This window comes from Actinoplanes sp. NPDC051537 (assembly GCF_055586105.1).
On the sequence record NZ_JBVJIU010000011.1, the window covers coordinates 190,110 to 208,061 of the forward strand.

Annotated in this window: 20 protein-coding genes; 10 read left to right on the plus strand and 10 right to left on the minus strand. The window is 70.1% G+C overall.

The window, feature by feature from the left end:
• Positions 1-63 precede the first annotated feature (63 nt).
• On the plus strand, positions 64-351 hold the full coding sequence (locus tag ACZ6TB_RS27170) for an Lrp/AsnC family transcriptional regulator (protein WP_433302498.1): 288 nt from the start codon (positions 64-66) through the stop codon (positions 349-351).
• Positions 352-1,045: 694 nt separating this feature from the next.
• Here ACZ6TB_RS27170 and qcrB read toward each other — a convergent pair.
• The 4 genes from qcrB to ctaE are packed head-to-tail and all read right to left on the minus strand — an operon-like array spanning position 1,046 to position 5,257.
• Positions 1,046-2,665 carry a cytochrome bc1 complex cytochrome b subunit gene (gene qcrB / locus ACZ6TB_RS27175; RefSeq protein WP_465558325.1) on the minus strand — a complete coding sequence of 540 codons (1,620 nt, stop codon included), beginning with the start codon at positions 2,663-2,665 and terminating at the stop codon, positions 1,046-1,048.
• Positions 2,662-3,756 carry a cytochrome bc1 complex Rieske iron-sulfur subunit gene (gene qcrA / locus ACZ6TB_RS27180; RefSeq protein WP_465558327.1) on the minus strand — a complete coding sequence of 365 codons (1,095 nt, stop codon included), beginning with the start codon at positions 3,754-3,756 and terminating at the stop codon, positions 2,662-2,664. Before qcrA ends, qcrB begins: the two co-directional genes overlap by 4 nt.
• Entirely contained in the window at positions 3,753-4,607 is an 855-nt protein-coding gene (qcrC, locus tag ACZ6TB_RS27185; RefSeq protein WP_465558328.1) for a cytochrome bc1 complex diheme cytochrome c subunit, read from the minus strand. The genes qcrA and qcrC overlap by 4 nt, the downstream gene beginning before the upstream one ends.
• Before the next feature lie 50 nt (positions 4,608-4,657).
• Positions 4,658-5,257, minus strand: a complete 600-nt coding sequence (gene ctaE, locus ACZ6TB_RS27190) for an aa3-type cytochrome oxidase subunit III (protein WP_465558330.1) — start codon at positions 5,255-5,257, stop codon at positions 4,658-4,660.
• Between the two features lie 109 nt (positions 5,258-5,366).
• Between ctaE and ACZ6TB_RS27195 the strand changes: the two genes are divergently transcribed.
• The 4 genes from ACZ6TB_RS27195 to ACZ6TB_RS27210 all read left to right on the plus strand — a co-directional run bounded on the left by ACZ6TB_RS27195 (position 5,367) and on the right by ACZ6TB_RS27210 (position 8,296).
• Complete coding sequence (locus ACZ6TB_RS27195; RefSeq protein ID WP_465558332.1) at positions 5,367-6,323, plus strand: cytochrome c oxidase assembly protein; 957 nt, start codon at positions 5,367-5,369, stop codon at positions 6,321-6,323.
• Between the two features lie 95 nt (positions 6,324-6,418).
• Positions 6,419-6,874 (plus strand): hypothetical protein, encoded by a 456-nt coding sequence (locus ACZ6TB_RS27200; RefSeq protein ID WP_465558334.1) that lies wholly within the window; start codon positions 6,419-6,421, stop codon positions 6,872-6,874.
• 37 nt (positions 6,875-6,911) lie between these two features.
• The gene (trpD, locus tag ACZ6TB_RS27205; RefSeq protein WP_465558336.1) at positions 6,912-7,970 is read left to right on the plus strand and encodes an anthranilate phosphoribosyltransferase; all 1,059 of its coding nucleotides are present in this window, start codon (positions 6,912-6,914) and stop codon (positions 7,968-7,970) included.
• Between the two features lie 122 nt (positions 7,971-8,092).
• Positions 8,093-8,296, plus strand: a complete 204-nt coding sequence (locus ACZ6TB_RS27210; protein WP_465558338.1) for a hypothetical protein — start codon at positions 8,093-8,095, stop codon at positions 8,294-8,296.
• 51 nt (positions 8,297-8,347) lie between these two features.
• Here the strand turns inward: ACZ6TB_RS27210 and ACZ6TB_RS27215 are convergent, their stop codons facing one another.
• Together ACZ6TB_RS27215 and ctaC are read right to left on the minus strand one after the other, a co-directional pair.
• Positions 8,348-8,773 (minus strand): cytochrome c oxidase subunit 4, encoded by a 426-nt coding sequence (locus tag ACZ6TB_RS27215; RefSeq protein WP_465558340.1) that lies wholly within the window; start codon positions 8,771-8,773, stop codon positions 8,348-8,350.
• 9 nt (positions 8,774-8,782) lie between these two features.
• Positions 8,783-9,673 (minus strand): aa3-type cytochrome oxidase subunit II, encoded by an 891-nt coding sequence (ctaC, locus tag ACZ6TB_RS27220; protein ID WP_465558342.1) that lies wholly within the window; start codon positions 9,671-9,673, stop codon positions 8,783-8,785.
• A 241-nt stretch (positions 9,674-9,914) separates the two neighbouring features.
• Between ctaC and ACZ6TB_RS27225 the strand changes: the two genes are divergently transcribed.
• Both ACZ6TB_RS27225 and ACZ6TB_RS27230 read left to right on the plus strand, forming a co-directional pair.
• Positions 9,915-11,021, plus strand: a complete 1,107-nt coding sequence (locus ACZ6TB_RS27225; RefSeq protein ID WP_465558622.1) for a cysteine desulfurase family protein — start codon at positions 9,915-9,917, stop codon at positions 11,019-11,021.
• Positions 11,018-11,278: a sulfurtransferase TusA family protein gene (locus ACZ6TB_RS27230; protein ID WP_465558344.1), complete on the plus strand. Its 261-nt coding sequence runs from the start codon at positions 11,018-11,020 to the stop codon at positions 11,276-11,278. The genes ACZ6TB_RS27225 and ACZ6TB_RS27230 overlap by 4 nt, the downstream gene beginning before the upstream one ends.
• On the opposite strand, the gene ACZ6TB_RS27235 is transcribed toward ACZ6TB_RS27230, so the two are convergent.
• The 4 genes from ACZ6TB_RS27235 to ACZ6TB_RS27250 all read right to left on the minus strand — a co-directional run bounded on the left by ACZ6TB_RS27235 (position 11,271) and on the right by ACZ6TB_RS27250 (position 14,464).
• Positions 11,271-11,771 (minus strand): P-loop nucleotide/nucleoside kinase family protein, encoded by a 501-nt coding sequence (locus tag ACZ6TB_RS27235; protein WP_465558346.1) that lies wholly within the window; start codon positions 11,769-11,771, stop codon positions 11,271-11,273. The two genes, ACZ6TB_RS27230 and ACZ6TB_RS27235, sit on opposite strands and share 8 nt — an antisense overlap.
• A 21-nt stretch (positions 11,772-11,792) precedes the next feature.
• A complete protein-coding gene (locus ACZ6TB_RS27240) occupies positions 11,793-12,770 on the minus strand; it encodes a carbohydrate kinase family protein (protein WP_465558348.1) in 978 nt (325 codons plus the stop codon).
• Positions 12,771-12,894: 124 nt separating this feature from the next.
• A complete protein-coding gene (gene erpA / locus ACZ6TB_RS27245; protein ID WP_465558350.1) occupies positions 12,895-13,263 on the minus strand; it encodes an iron-sulfur cluster insertion protein ErpA in 369 nt (122 codons plus the stop codon).
• 97 nt (positions 13,264-13,360) lie between these two features.
• A complete protein-coding gene (locus ACZ6TB_RS27250) occupies positions 13,361-14,464 on the minus strand; it encodes a glycerate kinase family protein (protein ID WP_465558352.1) in 1,104 nt (367 codons plus the stop codon).
• Between the two features lie 67 nt (positions 14,465-14,531).
• Here ACZ6TB_RS27250 and nadA point away from each other — a divergent pair, with 67 nt between their 5' ends.
• The 3 genes from nadA to ACZ6TB_RS27265 all read left to right on the plus strand — a co-directional run bounded on the left by nadA (position 14,532) and on the right by ACZ6TB_RS27265 (position 17,946).
• Positions 14,532-15,701, plus strand: a complete 1,170-nt coding sequence (gene nadA, locus ACZ6TB_RS27255; protein WP_465558353.1) for a quinolinate synthase NadA — start codon at positions 14,532-14,534, stop codon at positions 15,699-15,701.
• A 212-nt stretch (positions 15,702-15,913) separates the two neighbouring features.
• Positions 15,914-17,269 (plus strand): UDP-N-acetylglucosamine 1-carboxyvinyltransferase, encoded by a 1,356-nt coding sequence (murA, locus tag ACZ6TB_RS27260; RefSeq protein WP_465558355.1) that lies wholly within the window; start codon positions 15,914-15,916, stop codon positions 17,267-17,269.
• Positions 17,270-17,328: 59 nt separating this feature from the next.
• Positions 17,329-17,946 (plus strand): DUF3043 domain-containing protein, encoded by a 618-nt coding sequence (locus ACZ6TB_RS27265; RefSeq protein WP_465558357.1) that lies wholly within the window; start codon positions 17,329-17,331, stop codon positions 17,944-17,946.
• Positions 17,947-17,952 lie beyond the last annotated feature (6 nt).

The following is a 17,952-nucleotide window of genomic DNA, read 5'->3' on the forward strand; positions in this document are numbered from 1 at the left end:
ACCATGGTCGGCGAAAGATCCCGCCTCCCATCGTCCCGTCTCTCTCATCGTCGAGGAGCCCAGGTGAACACCGCGATCGTGCACATCGACTGCGCCACCGACTCGATCCCCGAGGTCGCCGAGGCGCTCGCGGCCCTCGACGGCGTCAGCGAGGTCTACTCGGTGGCCGGCAACGTCGACCTCATCGCCATCGTCCGCGTCCCGCACTTCGACGACATCGCCGAGGTCATCGCCGGCAAGATCTCCAAAACCCCCGGCGTGCTCAACACGGAGTCGCACATCGCGTTCCGCGCCTACTCGAAGCACGACCTCGAGGACGCCTTCGCGATCGGCCTCCCCGACGCCGACTGACCCCGCGCCCCGCGCCCGCGCCCCGCGCCCGCGCCCCGCGCCCGCGCCCCGCGCCCGCGCCCCGCGCCCCGCGCCCGCGCCCCGCGCCCCGCGCCCGCGCCCCGCGCCCGCGCCCGCGCCCCGCGCCCGCGCCCCGCGCCCGCGCCTGACCAAGGTTGCCGCCGCCGAGCGCAAGGCCAGGCTCGGCAGGGCCCGACGCCCGCGACAAGGCGGCGAACCGCGACGCGATCACCAAGCGCGGGTGCAAATCGGGCACGGGTGTGAACGGCGCGGGCTTGAACGGCCCAGGCCCGGGCACGAGACGGTGCATTCGAGCGCGAGCGCGAGCCCAAGCCAGCGCGAGCCGACGCGGGCGTGAGCCGACGCGGGCGTGAGCCGACGCGGGCGTGAGCCGACGCGGGCGTGAGCCGACCCAGGGCATGAGCCAGCGCGGGCATGAGCCAGCGCGGGCATGAGCCAGCGCGGGCATGAGCCAGCGCGGGCATGAGCCGCCCCGAGCCCGAGCCCGAATCAGCCCGAGCCCAACCCGTGAGCCGGCGCGGGCGTGAGACGGCCGGGCGCGAGACGACCCAGGCCCGAGACGACCCAGGCCCGAGACCACCCAGGCCCGAGACGGCCCAAGCGTGAGACGGCCCGGGCGTGAGATGCGAAAAGGGGCCCGCCGAAGCGGGCCCCTTTCGCGTTGCGCTGTGCGTTACCGGCCGGACGTGATTTCCTCGCGCTCGTCGCGGGCGCTCACCGGCGGCATGCCGGGGGACACCGGCGCCTCGGCCGGCTTCTCGACCGGGAAGAAGAAGCCCTTGATCGCCGGCGCCAGGGCGCCCACGCGGTTCATCTTCTTCGGCACGACCCAGCCGCCGTACTCGAGCGGGATCGGGTGACCGTGGTCGTCGACCGGGCCGAGCGGCTGGTGGACCTCGATGAACTGGCCGTTCGGGAGGCGGCGGATGATGCCGGTCTCCACGCCGTGGGCCAGGACCTCGCGGTCGTGCTGCTGGAGACCCAGGCAGACGCGGACCGCGATGAAGTACGCCAGCGGCGGCCCGACCAGCAAGCCGATGCGGCCGGCCCAGGTCATCGCGTTCAGGCTGATGTGGAACTTGTCGGCGATCACGTCGTTGCCGCCGGAGAGCGTGGCGACGATGAAGAACGTGAACGCCATGGCGCCGATGCCGACCCGCTCCGGGTTGTCGCGCGGACGCTGGAGCAGGTTGTGGATCGCCTTGTCCTTGGTGCGCCGGGCCTCGATCCACGGGTAGAACATCGGGACCGTGGTGAGCGCGCCGAGGCCGACCACCGCGGGCCAGAACAGGGGCGGGATGCTGTAGCCGTTCCCGATCGGGATGTAGATCTGCCAGTTCGGCATGAGACGGACCAGGCCGTCCATGAACATGACGTACCAGTCGGGCTGCGACGCCGAGGACACCTCGGAGGCGCGGTACGGCCCGAACAGCCAGATCGGGTTGATCTGGAACAGACCCGCCATCAGCGCCACGGTGCCGAAGACGGCCATGAAGAAGCCGCCCTGCTTGAGCGCGTAGCGCGGGAACATCCGCTCGCCGACCACGTTCGTGTTCGTGCGCATCGGGCCGGGCCACTGGGTGTGCTTCTGCGCGAAGACCAGGCCCAGGTGGACGCTGATCAGGGCGAGCAGGCCGCCCGGGATCAGCAGCACGTGCGCGATGTAGAACCGGCCGATGATCAGGTGGCCCGGGAACTCGCCGCCGAAGATCGAGGCCGAGATCCAGGTGCCGGCCACCGGGATGGACAGCATGATCGCCGAGGCGATGCGCAGGCCGGTGCCGGAGAGGCCGTCGTCCGGCAGCGAGTAGCCGGTGAAGCCGGCCAGGAAGCCGAGCAGGAACAGGACGACGCCGATCGCCCAGTTCGCCTCGCGCGGCTTGCGGAACGCGCCGGTGAAGAACGTGCGGGCCATGTGCACGACGATCGCCGCCATGAACAGCAGCGCCGCCCAGTGGTGCATCTGCCGCAGGAACAGGCCGCCGCGCACCTCGAAGGAGAGGCGCAGGGTCGACTCGTACGCCGCCGACATCTCCGTGCCGCGCAGGGCCGGGTAGGCGCCCTGGTAGGCGACCTCCTTCATCGACGGGTCGAAGAAGAGGGTCAGGAAGGTGCCGGTGAGCAGCAGGATGATGAAGGAGAAGAGGGCGATCTCCCCGAGCAGGAATGACCAGTGGTCGGGGAAGACCTTGTTGAGCAGCCCCCGCAGCGGGGTGGCAGCCTTGTACCGCTCGTCTACCCCCTTGGCGAAGGTGACGGGCGCCTGCGCGAGATCAACTTTCCGGCGCTTCACGGCCGCTCCCAGAAGTCGGGTCCGACGGTGTCCCTGTAGTCGGACAATGCCACGAAGTAGCCCTCGTCGTCCACGCCCAGTGGCAGCATCGGCAGACGCCGCGTGGCCGGACCGAAGATCGGCTGCGCGTTCCGGGTGATGAGGAACTGCGACTGGTGGCACGGGCAGAGCAGACGGTTGGTCTGCTGCTCGTACAGGCTGGCCGGGCAACCGGCGTGCGTGCAGATCTTCGAGTACGCGACGTAGTCACCCCACAACGAGCCCTTGTTCCGCGGGTCGGCGTCGGCGTTCGCCCTGGTCAGCTGGGCGTCGTCGGGCCGCAGGTGGATCAGCAGGGTCGGCGAGTCGGCCCACTCGTTGGTGGAGCCGCCGGGGATGCCGGGGAACACCGTGAGCTGGCCGCCGGTGCTGACGTCGTCGGGACGCAGCGGCGTGCCGTCCTGCCGGGTCAGCCGCACCAGGTTGCCGCCGTTGTTCTTCGGGTTGAAGCCCGTCGAGAACATGAACGGCGGGTCGTCCTTGTGCGGGTTCTCGATGAGGCCGCCGATCAGCGGCGCCGCGGCGGCCAGGCCGAGCGGCGCGAGGCCGATGGCGATCGCGCCCTTGAGCAGCGGCCGGCGCTGGACGCCCACGGCCAGCTCCTCGCCCACGAAGGCCATGGTCTGGCCGGTGATGAGCTGCTCGTCGGACGGCGACCCGCCGTTGTGCCGCTGCTGGATCGACACCTCGTGCGGCAGCAGCTTCTTGGCCCAGGCCAGGATCGCGAAGCCGACGCCGAACAACGCGATGCCGAGCGAGATGCCGAGCAGCGGCGTGTAGTAGTCGCTCAGCGTGTCGCCGAGCTCGAACTCCCAGGGCCACCAGATGTAGAAGCCCATGAACGCGAGCCCGGCCACCCCGGCGATCAGGAACAGCAGGGCGATGTTGCGCACGACGCGCTTCTCGGCCTTGGAGTCCACGCCGTGGAACTGCGACTCGTACGTGACGATCTCGATCTCGTCCCGCCGGGCGCCTTCCTTGACGATCTCGAACCGGCTCAGGCGCGGGTCGTTCACGTCGATCGCTTCCGGCTCGTCGTGCAGCGTCGTCATGACTTCCCCGCAATCCACAGCGTCGTGAAGACCAGGAGCACAATGCCTACCCCAAAGATAGCCAGTCCCTCGGTGACCGGGCCGTACCGGCCGAGGTTGAACAGGCCACCCGGGTCCTTGTCGTCCTGGAGCTGCACGGTGACGTACGTGATGATCTCGCGCTTCTGTTCCGGCGTGAGCTCGTTGTCACCGAACACCGGCATGTTCTGCGGGCCGGTCAGCATGGCCGCGTAGAGGTGCTCGGGGCTGACGTCGTGCAGGCTCGGCGCGTACTTGCCGGAGGAGAGCGCACCGCCGGCGCCGCCGAAGCCGTGGCAGGAGGTGCAGTTGACGCGGAACAGCTCGCCGCCGCGGGCCAGCGCGTCCGGGTTCTCCTTGAGGTCTTCGGTGAACTTGCCGTCGGCCGGCAGCTCGGGACCGCCGCCGAGCTCCTGGATGTACTGCCCCAGCTGCTTGGTCTGCGTCTTGTCGAACTGCGGCTTCTTCTCCTCGGCCTGAGCCTCCTGGCGGGTCATCGGCATGCGGCCGGTGCCCACCTGGAACTCCACCGAGGCCGACCCGACGCCGATCAGGCTCGGTCCGCGGCCCGGCACACCCTGCGCGTCGCGCCCGTGGCAGGTGATGCAGCTGTTGTCGTACAGCTGCTTGCCCTCCTGCGCGGTGGCGGAGAGCTGCACGTTGTCCTCGGCGAAGGCGCCGGGGGCGAACGCGGTGTACACGCCGCCGGCGAGGGCGAGCGCGGCCAGCATGCGCGCCGCCGCACCGAAACGACGGCGCGCCCGGCTCGGCGCCCCGCGCCGCCGGGTGAACAGCCCCCGGAATCGCCGACCGGCGGGGGTGTGTGAAGTCATGGGCTGGATCCTTCTGGTTTTCGACCTGAAGCTCATGGACGGGCGCGGTTCTACTTCAGCCAATAGATCATGAGGTAGAGCGCGATCCACACGACGTCCACGAAGTGCCAGTAGTACGACACGACGATCGCCGACGTGGCCTGCGCCGGGGTGAAACGGCCCATCGTCGTACGGATCATGTAGACGATGAAGGCGATCAGACCACCGGTGACGTGCAGGCCGTGGAAGCCGGTCGTGAGGTAGAACATCGAGCCGTAACCGTCGCCGTTGAGCTTGATGCCCTCACGGACGAGGTTGTGGTACTCGTTGGCCTGGCCGAGCACGAAGATCAGGCCCATCACGAAGGTGATCGTGAACCAGCGCCGCAGCGCGAAGACGTCGCCCTTCTCCGCCGCGAACACGCCGAACTGGCAGGTGACCGAGGAGAGCACCAGGATCACCGTGAAGGTCGTCGCGTACGGGATCTTCAGCTCGGGGGTGTGCTCCTCCCACATGCTGTAATCCGCCGCACGGATCGCGAAGTACATGGCGAACAACGCCGCGAAGAACATGAGTTCGCTGGAGAGCCACACGATCGTCCCGACACTGACCATGTTCGGTCGGGTCAGGGAGTGGATCCTGCTCTTGTCGATGGCTGAGGCCGCTGTCACGGGCTCATTATTGCCCCGCGATCAGTCCAACGTGCCGCGGGGGGTGGAATCCGGCACGAGTCGCAGCCCGGAAGAACGGTGATCGACCGGATGGGCCTAGCCTCGAGTGGTGCAGCTAGTCGAAACGCCCACGCCGCTCGCCTCGGCCGGGGATACTGTTCTTCCGCCGTTCACGGCCGCCTCGATCTTCAGCGGCCTTCACCTGGCGAGCCTGGTCGGACTGTTCCTGCTGGTCGCGGCCGCGCTGTACGGCTATGGCGTCTACAAGCTCCGGCTGCGCGGCGACCACTGGCCGGCCGGGCGCACGGTGGCCTTCGTCGTCGGTGGACTGGGCTCGATCGCGGCGGTCACGGTCACCGGCATCGAGGCGTACGACGACACGCTGCTCTCGGTGCACATGGTCCAGCACATGGTGCTGGCGATGGTCGGGCCGATCTTCCTGGCGCTCGGCGCCCCGGTGACGCTCGCCCTGCGCACCCTGCACGGCACGAGCCGCAAGACGCTGCTGGCCGTCATCCACAGCCGGGTGGCCAAGGTTCTGACGTTTCCGCTGGTCGCCTTCGGCATCTTCATCGCGAACCCGTTCATCCTCTACTTCACCGGGCTGTACCGCGCGTCCCTCGAGCACGCCTGGCTGCACGAGCTCGTGCACGTCCACTTCATCGTGACCGGCTGCCTGTTCTTCTGGCCGCTGCTCGGCCTCGACCCGCTGCCGAACCGCTGGCCCTACCCCGGCCGCGCGCTGCTCATGGTGCTTTCCGTGCCGTTCCACACGGTCCTCGGCCTGACCATCATGCAGAGCAAGACGCTGCTGGCCGGCGACTACTACCCGAGCCTGCACCTGACCTGGTCGAACCCCTGGGACGACCAGGTGCTGGCGGGCGGCATCCTGTGGGCCGGCGGCGAGTTCGTGAGCGTCACCATGCTGGGCATCCTGGTCATGCAGTGGATCAAGCAGTCCGAACGGGAAGCCCGCCGGATCGACCGCGCGCTGGACCGCCAGGAGGCGCAGGAGGCGGCCCGGGCGGCAGCGACGAGAGTCACAGGCCAGACCGACGGCGGATAACCGGATTCGGTACGATCAGCGCGCACCTAACTCGACGTGAACCGGGCCCATCCAACCGCCCCGCCCACCACCCACGACCGGAACTAAGGCCAAACATGAGCGACAGCGACGCACAGGCGACTCCGCGGCCGGATCTCTACACGGTCCTGCTCTACAGCGACGACATCGCGGTTCGCGACCGGATCCGGATGGCCATCGGCACCCGCCCCGCCGCCGATCTCGCGGTCGAGTTCGTCGACGCCTCGACGTGGGAAGAGTGCCGCATCATTCTCGACAAGTACGAGATCGACCTGATGGTGCTGGACGGCGAGGCGGCTCCCGCGGGCGGCCTCGGCATCGCCCGGCAGACCAAGGACGAGTACGCGACTCCCCCGCCCGTCTGCGTCGTGCTGGCCCGCGCCGCCGACCGCTGGCTCGCCGCCTACGCCCAGGTCGACCAGACCCTGACCTACCCGCTCGACCCGGTCACCACCGGCCAGACGATCGCCGCCATGCTGCGGGCCCGCCGCAACGGCGCGATCCCGCTGGGCACGCTGGGCCACCTCGGCTGATCCTCTTCCCTTCAGACCTTCCCCCGGAGGCCCCGTCATGGGCGCACGTACCTGGCCGAACCTGACGAGCGCCCTGCTGCGCGGCGAGGAACTGGCCACGGCCGACACGGCCTGGGCGATGGGCGAGATCATGGCGGGCAACGCCACGCCCGTGCAGATCGCCGGGTTCGCGATGGCCCTGCGCGCCAAGGGCGAGACCCCGCGCGAGCTGGCCGGCCTGGTCGAGGCCATGCTCGGCGCGGCGACGCTGGTCGAGCTGCCGGAGAAGACGCGCACCTCGGCCGTCGACGTGGTCGGCACCGGCGGCGACCGGGCCAACACCGTGAACATCTCGACGATGGCCGCGATCATCACGGCCGCCTCCGGCGTCACCGTGGTCAAGCACGGCAACCGCTCGGCGTCGTCCACGACCGGCACCGCCGACCTGCTCGAGCACTTCGGCATCCCGCTCGACCTCGGCCCCGCGGGCGTGGCCCGCACGGTGGCCGAGGCCGGCATCGGGTTCTGCTTCGCCGCCCGCTACCACCCCGGCATGCGGCACGCCGCCGTCACCCGCCGCGAGCTGGGCGTGCCGACGTTCTTCAACGTGCTCGGCCCGCTGACCAACCCGGCCCGGCCGACCGCGGCCATGGTCGGCTGCTTCGACCTGCGGATGGCGCCGGTGATGGCCGCGGTGTTCGCCAACCGCGGCGACTCGGCGCTGGTGGTGCGGGGCGAGGACGGCCTGGACGAGTTCACCACCGCCGCCCCGACCCGGGTGTGGATGGCCCGCGGCGGCGCCGTCGAGGAGCTCCTGATCGACTCGGTCGAGCTCGGCCTGCCCCGCAGCCAACCGGCCGACCTGCGCGGCGACGACGTGGCGTTCAACGCCCAGGTGGCGCACCGGACGTTCGCCGGCGAGCCGGGCGCCGTACGCGATGCCGTGGTTTTGAACGCGGCGGCCGCCATCGCCGCCCAGAACGGCTTCCCCGGCGACTTCAGAGACACGCTGCGGGCCGGAATAGCCCGGGCCCAGGAAACGATCGACTCCGGGGCCGCGACGGCTCAGCTGGCCCGCTGGGTGGAGGCGGCGCAGACGGCCAAGGCCGCCGAATAGGCCGAATAAGTCACGAATGACGAAAAGGCATCAGACACGCCGCCGCTAATCCGCGGCGATGATGCCCATTCGTGGCAGCGTCTGAATCACATTCGGGTAATTCACCAGGACAGGAGCATCCCGTGTCCGAGCGTGAGCTGCGCTGTGTGATCTGCGACGGCGACATGATGTTCGAAGTTCCACCGTGCCCCGACGATCACGACGACTGCCCCGAGCTGGTCTGCACCCGCTGCGGCGCCGCCGAGGTAGTGGCCCCGATCGTCGTGCACCTGAGCTGGAAGCTCCGGCCGCAACTCCAGGTGCCCCACCAGCGCCGAGCGGCCTAGAAACAGCGAAGGCCCGCGTCCCCGAGGGGAACGCGGGCCTTCGGCAACAGCTCAGTGCTCGGCGGTGTGCCGGGTGCCCGAGTAGTACTCGAAGAGCATCGCGCTGGCCGAGAAGATCACCATGATCAGGCCGACCGCAATCAGCCACCACATCCAGAACACCAGGCCCAGGCCGGCGACCGACGCCGCCAGGGCGATGCCGAACGGCCAGTAGCTGCCCGGGCTGAAGAAGCCGATCTCACCGGCGCCCTCGGCGATCTCGCCGTCCTCGCGGTCCTCCGGGCGGAGGTCGATGCGCCGCGAGACGAACCAGAAGAACGTGCCGCACATCGTGCAGAGCAGTCCGGAGAGGATCAGCGCGACGAAGCCGATCCACTCCAGATGACCGGTCTCGCCGTGCGTCCAGAAGCCGTAGAGCGCGGCCGCGGCGAAGAGGAAGCCGGCAACGCCGATGAAGATTTTGTACTCGGTCTTCACGTCAGTCCCCTAGTTCCCGGCAGCATCTTTGAACTGGTTCCAGCTGTCGATGTGCCGGCGCGTGTTCAGCGGCTGGGTGGTCGTCGCGTACGGCGCCTTGCCGATCGCCGTCATCGCCTCCTGGGTGGTGGCGCCACCCTTCTTCTCGGCGAGGAACTTGTCGAAGTCGCCCGGCGACACGACGACCAGCTCGAACTGCATGAAGGCGTGGTACGTCCCGCAGAGCTCGGCGCAGCGGCCGACGTAGCGGCCCTCCTTGTCGAGGGTCACCTCGAAGACGTTGCGTACGTTGCCCGGGAACACGTCCCGCTTGAACAGCAGCTCCGGGACCCAGAACGAGTGGATGACGTCCTTGGAGGTCTCCTCGAACCGGATCTTCTCCCCGGTCGGGAGGACCAGCAGCGGGATCACGTCGGCCGAGCCGATGGTCGAGGCGACCGTGTTGGCGTCCTTGCCCATGCCGTCGCGGTAGTCGAACTCCCACTGCCACTTGAACGCCACGACCTGGACGACCTGGTCGGGGTTCTTGGAGAGCTTGTCCACGTCGGTCTGCACGATCGCCGTGTAGTAGAAGAGGACCGCGACCACCAGGATCGGGGTGACCGTGTAGAGGACCTCCATGGGCATGTTGAACCGGGTCTGCACGGGCAGCTCGTCGCCGCGCTTGCGATACCGGATGATGCACCAGAAGATCAGGCCCCACACGAAGATGCCGACGGTCAGCGCGGCGATGACGGACCCGATCCACAGGTCGTACATCTTGTGTGCCTGCAGGCTGATGCCGTTGCTGGGCCACCCGAAGTTGCCGAACTTGCTCCCGAAGTCCTGCAACGAACAACCCGAGAGCATCATCAGCAGCCCCGCGCCGCCGAGAGCGAGCCCGGAGATCCGGACTGCCATCCGCGGCCGTGCGGCCGAACCCTTTGCGCCCACCTGCTTCTGCCTCCCTTAGCAGCGCCGCCTCGCCCGAAAACGGACACGAGCGGCAAGGCGTCACCGACGGTCGCACATTACTCGACCAGGCCCTACCGTCCGGTTCCGGGGGTCCGATCTTCCGTCTCCCCCGGATACTCCTCAACAAACGGACGATACCGTTCTCCGGGTGGGAGACACGGGCGTTCCGGCCGGACCGGCGGCCTACATGGACGCGGCCACCGCCGTTCCACTGCATCCGGTGGCGGCGGAGGCGCTGGTGGCGGCACTGGCGGACGGCTGGGCCGACCCCTCGCGGCTCTATTCCGCGAGCCGGCGGGCACAACGGCTGCGCGAGGCGGCGCAGGCTTCGATGGCCGAGTCATTGGGCGTACGCGAGGACGAGCTCTCCTTCTGGCCATCCGGTACGCAGGCGGCGCAGGCGGCCGTGCTCGGCGGGCTCGCCGGTGGACGCCGCCGGGGCGCCACCCTGGTCCACTCCGCGATCGAGCATTCCGCCGTCCTGCACGCCGCCCATAAGGGAGAATCCACCGAGGTCGGCGTCGACCGGCTCGGTCGGCTCGACCTCGACGCCTGGTACCGGGCCGTCTCCGCACCAGGGGTCGCCCTGGCCGCGCTGATCAGCGCCAGTCACGAGGCCGGCACCGTCCAGCCGGTGGCCGCGGCCGCCGGCTACTGCGACGAGGCGGGCGTGCCGCTCTACGTGGACGCCGCCCAGTCGATCGGCCGTCATCCGGTGCCGCCGGGCTGGTCGCTGCTGAGCGCCAGCGCGCACAAATGGGGCGGCCCGCCGGGCGTGGGCGTGCTCGTGGTGCGCAAGGGAGTGCGGTGGATCTCACCGTACCCACAGGATGATCTTTATCGCCCCGGCGTGCCGGGCGCCCTCGACCTCCCGGCCGTGGTGGCCGCCGCCGCGAGCCTGCGCGCCGTGCTCGGCGAGGCGGCGGCCGAGGCGCTGCGGCTGAGCGCGCTGGTCGACCGGATCCGCGAGCGGGTGCCGGCCACCGTGCCCGACGTCGAGGTGGTGGGCGATCCGCGCGACCGGCTCCCGCACCTGGTCACGTTCTCCTGCCTGTACGTGGACGGCGAGGCCCTGCTGCATGCCCTGGACCGCCAGGGGTTCGCGGTCTCGTCCGGCTCCTCGTGCACGGCCTCGACGCTGCGGCCGAGTCACGTGCTCGAGGCGATGGGCGTGCTCAGCCACGGCAACGTGCGGATCTCGCTGCACCGGTCGACGACGGAGGCCGAGGTCGACCGCTTCCTCGCGGTCCTGCCGGGAATAGTGGCAAATATCCGGAAGGAGGCGGGGATGTGAGCGCGGCGGACGCGGGCGGCGCGATCGGGGACGGCCTTCTCCCCTCGCTCACCCTCGACTGCCTCGGCCGGCGCTGTCCCCTCCCGATCATCGCCCTCGCCCGGCAGATCGGAAGTGTCGGGCCGGGGGAGGTGATCCGGGTCCTCGCGGACGACCCGGCGGCGGCCAATGACGTGCCGGCCTGGTGCCGGATGAAGGGTCAGGAGTATCTCGGCTCCCCCGAACCGCACGCGTTCGACGTGCGGCGGGTCAGCTGAGGTAGTCGACGACCGGGCCGACCGGCTCCTTGGCCAGGAACGTGTCGACCACGAGCCGGGGACCCAGGTAGGGCTCGTACTCCTGCTGCCGCTCGAGCACCCGCACCCAGTCCGGGATGCCGTCGTGGTCGCGCGTCGCGTAGCGCGCCTCGACCCGGCGCCGGTGCTCGGCGTCGTCGCCGCAGACCACCTCGACCACGCGCAGCGGCACCTGGCGGCGCTCGGCCAGGTCGACCCAGAGCTGCCGGGCCGCCTTCACCGGGTTGACCGCGTCGATGATCACGTGGTGGCCGATCTCGAGCTGGAGCTCGGCGAGCGCGGCCACCACGCCGTACGCCGCATATCCCGGCCGTGACTCGGCGACCTCGTAACGCCGCAGCGTAAAGTCCACCGTGTCGACGGCGAGCACCGCCGCGGGCAGCTCGGTGGCCACCCGCGCGGCGAGCGTGCTCTTCCCGACGCCGGGCAACCCGGCGAAGACGGCGAGGACCATTACCTCACCCTAGGGCAGGGCTCAGGCGGGGAGGAACGGCTTGATCTCGGCGGCGGCCTCGTCGCCGTACGAGTCGGCGAGCCGCTTGGTGAAGTCCTCGGCCCGGATGTCGTACTCCTGCGGGCCGACCGACTCGAGGACCAGCGCCGCCACCAGCGAGCCGACCTGCGCGGCCCGCTCGAGGCCCAGGCCCCAGGAGACGGCCGCGAAGAAACCGGCCCGGAAGCCGTCCCCGACGCCGGTCGGGTCGTCGGGGATGACGTCCCGGGCGACCGGCACGTGGATGCGCTCGATGTCGCGCCCGGTGATCTCGACGCCGTCCTTGCCCAGCGTCGTGACCCGGATGCGCACGTGCTCGAGGACCTGCTCGGGGGTGAGGCCGGCCTTGGTCTCCAGCAGCGAGCGCTCGTAGTCGTTCGTCAGCAGATAGTCGGCGCCGCTGATCAGGGTCAGCACGTCGCTGCCGTCCATGCGGGCGAGCTGCTGCGAGGGGTCGGCGGCGAACTTGAAGCCCCGGGCCCGGCACTCCTGCGAGTGGCGGATCATCGCGGCCGGGTCGTTCGCGCTGATCAGCACCAGGTCGAGGCCCCCGGCGCGGGCGTCGACGGGCGTGAGCTCGATGTTGCGGGCCTCGGCCATCGCCCCGGCGTAGAACGAGGCGATCTGGTTGAGGTCGTCGTCGGTGGTGCAGACGAAGCGGGCCGTGTGCGCCACCTCGCTGACGTGCACCGACGCGCAGTCCACGCCGTGCCGCTCGAGCCACGAACGGTAGTCGGCGAAATCGGCGCCGACCGCGCCCACCAGGATCGGCTGGAGGCCGAGCTTGCCCATGCCGAACGAGATGTTGCTGGCCACGCCGCCACGCCGGACCACCAGGTCGTCGACGAGGAACGAGAGCGAGACCTTGTGAAGCTGGTCGGCGATGAGCTGGTCGGCGAACCGGCCCGGGAAGTGCATCAGATGGTCGGTGGCGATCGAGCCGGTGACGGCGATCTTCATGTCGGCCCTCGGGGGTCGGGAAACAGGGGGCAGCCTTACCAACGCAGCCTACCGGCAGGTTACGCGCCGCAGGCCGCCCCGTTAACGGGACGGCCTGCGGTCGGGACGTGCTATGCGGGCGAGATCAGTGGAACGAGTCGCCACAGGCGCAGGAGTTCTGCGCGTTGGGGTTGTCGATCGTGAAGCCCTGGGCGTCGATGCGGTCGGCGAAGTCGATCGTGGCGCCCGCCAGGTACGGCGAGCTCATCCGGTCGACGACGACCTCGACACCGCCGAAGTCGCTGACGATGTCCCCGTCCAGGGAACGCTCGTCGAAGAAGAGCTGGTAGCGAAGGCCGGAGCAGCCACCGGGCTGAACGGCGATACGCAGGCGCAGGTCGTCGCGCCCTTCCTGCTCGATCAGGGCCTTGACCTTCACCGCGGCGACGTCGGTAAGGATGACGCCGGTCGGCGCGGCGGCCTCGGTCGCGTGGGTGTGCGCTTCAGTGGTCACTGCGTATCTCCCTGCCAGGGTGCGAAGTCTGCCGTACCACCCAACGCTAGCCCTGTTCCGGATGATTCCCAATCCGGGTGGTCCAGGTCACCCCGGTTCACCTGCTCCACTGCCGGGAAAGGCGCTCGGCCAGCTCACGCAGGCCCCGGGCGGGCTCGGCCATCGCCGTCTCCGCCGAGCCGAAGTGCTCGGTCAGGGACAGCGTCTCGGTCACGCCGGCGCTCGCCGCCTCGCGGTAGCCGGTCTCGTTCCGGCCGCAGACCACGATGCAGGGCAGGCCCCGGTCGCGGGCGCCGTTGGCGATCCCGGCCACCACCTTCCCGCGCAGCGACTGGTGGTCGAACGAGCCCTCGCCGGTGATCACCAGGTGCGCCGCGTCCAGCTCCTTCTCCAGGCCGATCAGGGTGCCGACCAGGCCGATGCCGGAGACGACCCGGCCGCCCATGGCGATCAGGGCGGCCCCGATGCCGCCGGCCGCGCCGCCGCCGGGCGCGACCTCGAGGTCGGTGACGCCGAAGGCACGCTCGAGCACCCCGGCGAACTGCTCGAGGGCGGCGTCGAGGCGGAACACGTCCTCCTCGGTGGCGCCCTTCTGCGGGCCGAAAACCTTGCTGGCGCCGTGCAGGCCGGTGAGCGGGCTGTCGACGTCGGTGGCCGCGACCAGCCGCACGTCCCGCAACCGCGGCTGACCGCCCAGCGCCGCGGCCGAGGCCAGGTAGGCGCCGCCGTAGGGCAGCGCGTAGCCGGCCACGTCGACCGGCGCGGCGCCGAGCGCGGCCAGCATGCCCGCTCCGCCGTCGTTGGTCGCCGAGCCGCCCAGCCCGACGACCAGTTCGGCCGCGCCCGCCTCGACCGCCGCGAGCATGAGCAGGCCCAGGCCGTACGACGTCGTGGTGTTGGGGTTCCGCTCCTCGCCGGTGAGCAGGTGCAGGCCGCACGCCTGCGCGCTCTCGATGTAGGCCGTGTTGCCGGCCAGCAGCACCTCGCCGCGCGCCGGGCGGCCGAGCGGATCGACCGTCTCGACCTCGAGCCGGCGTCCGTCGAGCGCTCCGGCCAGGACCTCGACGAACCCGGGACCGCCGTCGGCGAGCGGCCGCAGCACGAGGTCGTCGGAAGGGTTCCAGCCGGAGGCCACGGCGGCGGCGACGGCGGGGGCGGAAAGGGTGCCGGCGAACTTGTCCGGACAGATCAGTACGCGCACGGGTCGAGTGTGGCAGGCCACTGTTCGCACGGGAGATGGCCGTCCCGCGCTGTGCGACGATGAATTCGTGACCTCGACCTGGACCGAACCGTCGAATTCCGCAACGGCGCTCCTCCTGCTCGGCCGCGGCGTCGACCCCGCCTCCGAGCGCGGCGTCGACTGTCCCGGCGACCTGCCCGCGCCGAGCGACCCCGACCTGGTCGCCCGCGCCACCGCCGCCAAGGCCGCGCTCGGCGACCGCGTCTTCGTGCTCGGGCACCACTACCAGCGCGACGAGGTGATCCAGTTCGCCGACGTCACCGGCGACTCGTTCAAGCTCGCGCAGCAGGCCGCGGCCCGTCCCGACGCCGAGTTCATCATGTTCTGCGGCGTGCACTTCATGGCCGAGAGCGCCGACATCCTGACCACCGCGGCGCAGAAGGTGATCCTGCCCGACCTCGCCGCCGGCTGCTCGATGGCCGACATGGCGGTGCTCGGCCAGGTGCAGACGGCCTGGGAGCACTTCGAGGACCTGGGCATCGCCGGCGACGTCGTCCCGGTCACCTACATGAACTCGTCGGCCGACATCAAGGGCTTCGTCGGCCGCAACAAGGGCGTCGTCTGCACGTCGTCCAACGCCAAGCGGGCGCTGACCTGGGCGTACGAGCAAGGTTCGAAGGTCTTCTTCCTGCCCGACCAGCACCTCGGGCGCAACACGGCGGTGCTCGAGATGGGCTTCGACCTCGACGACTGCGTGCTCTACGACCCGCACAAGCCGAACGGCGGCCTCACCGACCAGCAGCTGCGCGACGCCCGGATCATCCTCTGGCGGGGGCACTGCTCGGTGCACGGCCGGTTCACCATCGACAGCGTGCGCGAGGTGCGCGAGCGGGTGCCGGGCGTGAACGTGCTGGTCCACCCGGAGTGCAAGCACGAGGTGGTGCGGGCGGCCGACCAGGTCGGCTCGACCGAATACATCATCAAGGCGCTCGACGCGGCGCCGGCGGGGTCGGCCTGGGCGGTGGGCACGGAGCTCAATCTCGTACGCCGGATGGCTCTCGCCCACCCGGACAAGCAGATCATGTTCCTGGACCGCACGGTCTGCTACTGCTCGACGATGAACCGGATCGACCTGCCGCACCTCGTGTGGGCGCTCGAGGAGCTGGTCGCGGGCCGGGTGCCCAACCAGATCACGGTCGACCCGGACACGGCGCACCACGCGCGGATCGCGCTCGACCAGATGCTCGCCCTGCCGTAACCCCCAGCCGTAACTCTGGGTAACGACAGAGGCGCAGTCCGCGTGATCGTGCCTTTCTGTTGTCTTAATCATCAGCATTTCACGGGCCCCTGGGCGTTGTGCCGACTTTCTTTATTGTCACTCAACGCTATGCTTCCCCGGTTGCAGAAACGGGTACCCCCGCCCGTCGATCACTTCCGGGCGCTTCGATCGCCCGCCGGCTGGAGGTTACGTTGACCGACGATGTCCTGGTCGTGCACGGCGGTACGCCGCTGCAGGGCCAGATCCGGGTCCGTGGCGCCAAGAACCTCGTATCCAAGGCGATGGTCGCCGCCCTGCTGGGCGAGACGCCGAGCCGCCTCTACGACGTGCCGCGCATCCGCGATGTCGAGGTCGTCCGCGGCCTGCTCGAGCTGCACGGCGTCAAGGTCACCGACGGCGCCGACGACGGCGAGATCGTCATGGACCCGACCAACGTCGAGAGCGCCAGCACCGACGAGATCAACGTGCACGCCGGCTCGAGCCGGATCCCGATCCTGTTCTGCGGCCCGCTGCTGCACCGGCTCGGCCGGGCGTTCATTCCCGACCTGGGCGGCTGCCACATCGGCCCGCGGCCGATCGACTTCCACATCCAGGCGCTGCGCGAGTTCGGCGCGGTCGTCGACAAGGCGCCCGAGGGCATGCACCTGAGCGCGCCGAACGGGCTCAAGGGCGCCAAGCTCGAGCTGCCCTACCCCAGCGTCGGCGCCACCGAGCAGGTGCTGCTCACCGCCGTGCGCGCCGAGGGCGTCACCGAGCTGCGCAACGCCGCCATCGAGCCCGAGATCATCGACCTGATCTGCGTGCTTCAGAAGATGGGCGGCATCATCACGGTCCACACCGACCGGGTCATCGAGATCGAGGGTGTGCCGAGGCTGCACGGGTACGCGCACAAGCCGATCCCGGACCGGATCGAGGCCGCCAGCTGGGCCGCCGCCGCGCTCGCCACCAAGGGCGAGATCGACGTGGTCGGCGCCCGCCAGGCCGACATGATGACGTTCCTGAACGTGTTCCGCTCGATCGGCGGCGAGTTCCAGATCACCGATGACCGGGTCGCCCGGCCGGGCGTCACCGGCGCCGAGGGCGGCATCAAGTTCTGGCACCCGGGCGGCGACCTCCAGCCGGTCGCGCTCGAGACCGACGTGCACCCCGGCTTCATGACCGACTGGCAGCAGCCGCTGGTGGTGGCGCTGACCCAGGCCCGCGGCCTCTCGATCATGCACGAGACGGTGTACGAGCAGCGGCTCGGCTACGCCGACGCGCTGAACCAGATGGGCGCGACGATCCAGGTCTACCGGGACTGCCTCGGCGGGACGCCCTGCCGCTTCGGCCGGCGCAACTTCAAGCACTCGGCCGTCATCGCCGGGCCGTCCAAGCTGCACGCGGCCGACCTGGTCATCCCCGACCTGCGGGCGGGCTTCGCCCACCTGATCGCGGCGCTGGCGGCCGAGGGCACCTCGCGGGTCTACGGCGTGGACCTGATCAACCGCGGTTACGAGGACTTCGAGAACAAGCTCGCCGCCCTCGGCGCACACGTCGAACGTCTCTGATTTATAGATTTGGGCGGCGCGGTGTGCTTCGCACCGCGCCGCTTGGCTACTCTCCTAGCGTGTCCTCGCTTTTTCGCCGCAAGTCCGCCGACGTCGCCACTCCCGAGGTTGAGGAGGAGGTGAGCGGCGCCGCGCCCCGCGCCAAGGGCTACACCCCGAGCAAGCGGGAGCTCGGCCAGGTCACGCCCAAGCGGCAGAGCAACGCCCGGAAGGTCAACGCCGAGGCGCCGGCCAACCGCCGCGAGGCCATGAAGCAGATGCGCGAGCGGCAGCGGGTCGAGCGCGCCGAGGCGGCCGAGGGCATGCGTCAGGGCGACGAGCGCTACCTGCTGGCCCGCGACCGCGGCCCCGAGCGCAAGCTGGTCCGCGACATCATCGACTCGCGCCGTACGGTCGGCACGTGGTTCTTCGGCGGCGCGCTGATCGTGCTGGTCGGCTCGACCGTCCGGATCTCCGCCGTCCAGCTGGCGAGCAACGTGCTGTGGGCGCTGCTCGCGATCGCCGTGATCGTCGACAGCGTGCTGATCGCCCGCCGGGTGAAGAAGCTGGTGAAGGAGCGCGTCCCGAAGTCCACGGTTCGGGTGGGCTCGCTCCAGCTGTACGGCGTGATGCGCGGCCTGACGTTCCGCCGCATGCGCGTCCCGAAGCCGCAGGTCGAGATCGGCGACAAGGTCTGAATTTCG

Bases quoted from the DNA above. Each gene is read 5' to 3' on its own strand.
- qcrA (WP_465558327.1), bottom strand. From the start codon at position 3,756: ATGACGACGCTGCACGACGAGCCGGAAGCGATCGACGTGAACGACCCG.
- qcrC (WP_465558328.1), bottom strand. From the start codon at position 4,607: ATGACTTCACACACCCCCGCCGGTCGGCGATTCCGGGGGCTGTTCACC.
- ACZ6TB_RS27200 (WP_465558334.1), top strand. From the start codon at position 6,419: ATGAGCGACAGCGACGCACAGGCGACTCCGCGGCCGGATCTCTACACG.
- trpD (WP_465558336.1), top strand. From the start codon at position 6,912: ATGGGCGCACGTACCTGGCCGAACCTGACGAGCGCCCTGCTGCGCGGC.
- ctaC (WP_465558342.1), bottom strand. From the start codon at position 9,673: ATGGCAGTCCGGATCTCCGGGCTCGCTCTCGGCGGCGCGGGGCTGCTG.
- ACZ6TB_RS27225 (WP_465558622.1), top strand. From the start codon at position 9,915: ATGGACGCGGCCACCGCCGTTCCACTGCATCCGGTGGCGGCGGAGGCG.
- ACZ6TB_RS27235 (WP_465558346.1), bottom strand. From the start codon at position 11,771: ATGGTCCTCGCCGTCTTCGCCGGGTTGCCCGGCGTCGGGAAGAGCACG.
- ACZ6TB_RS27240 (WP_465558348.1), bottom strand. From the start codon at position 12,770: ATGAAGATCGCCGTCACCGGCTCGATCGCCACCGACCATCTGATGCAC.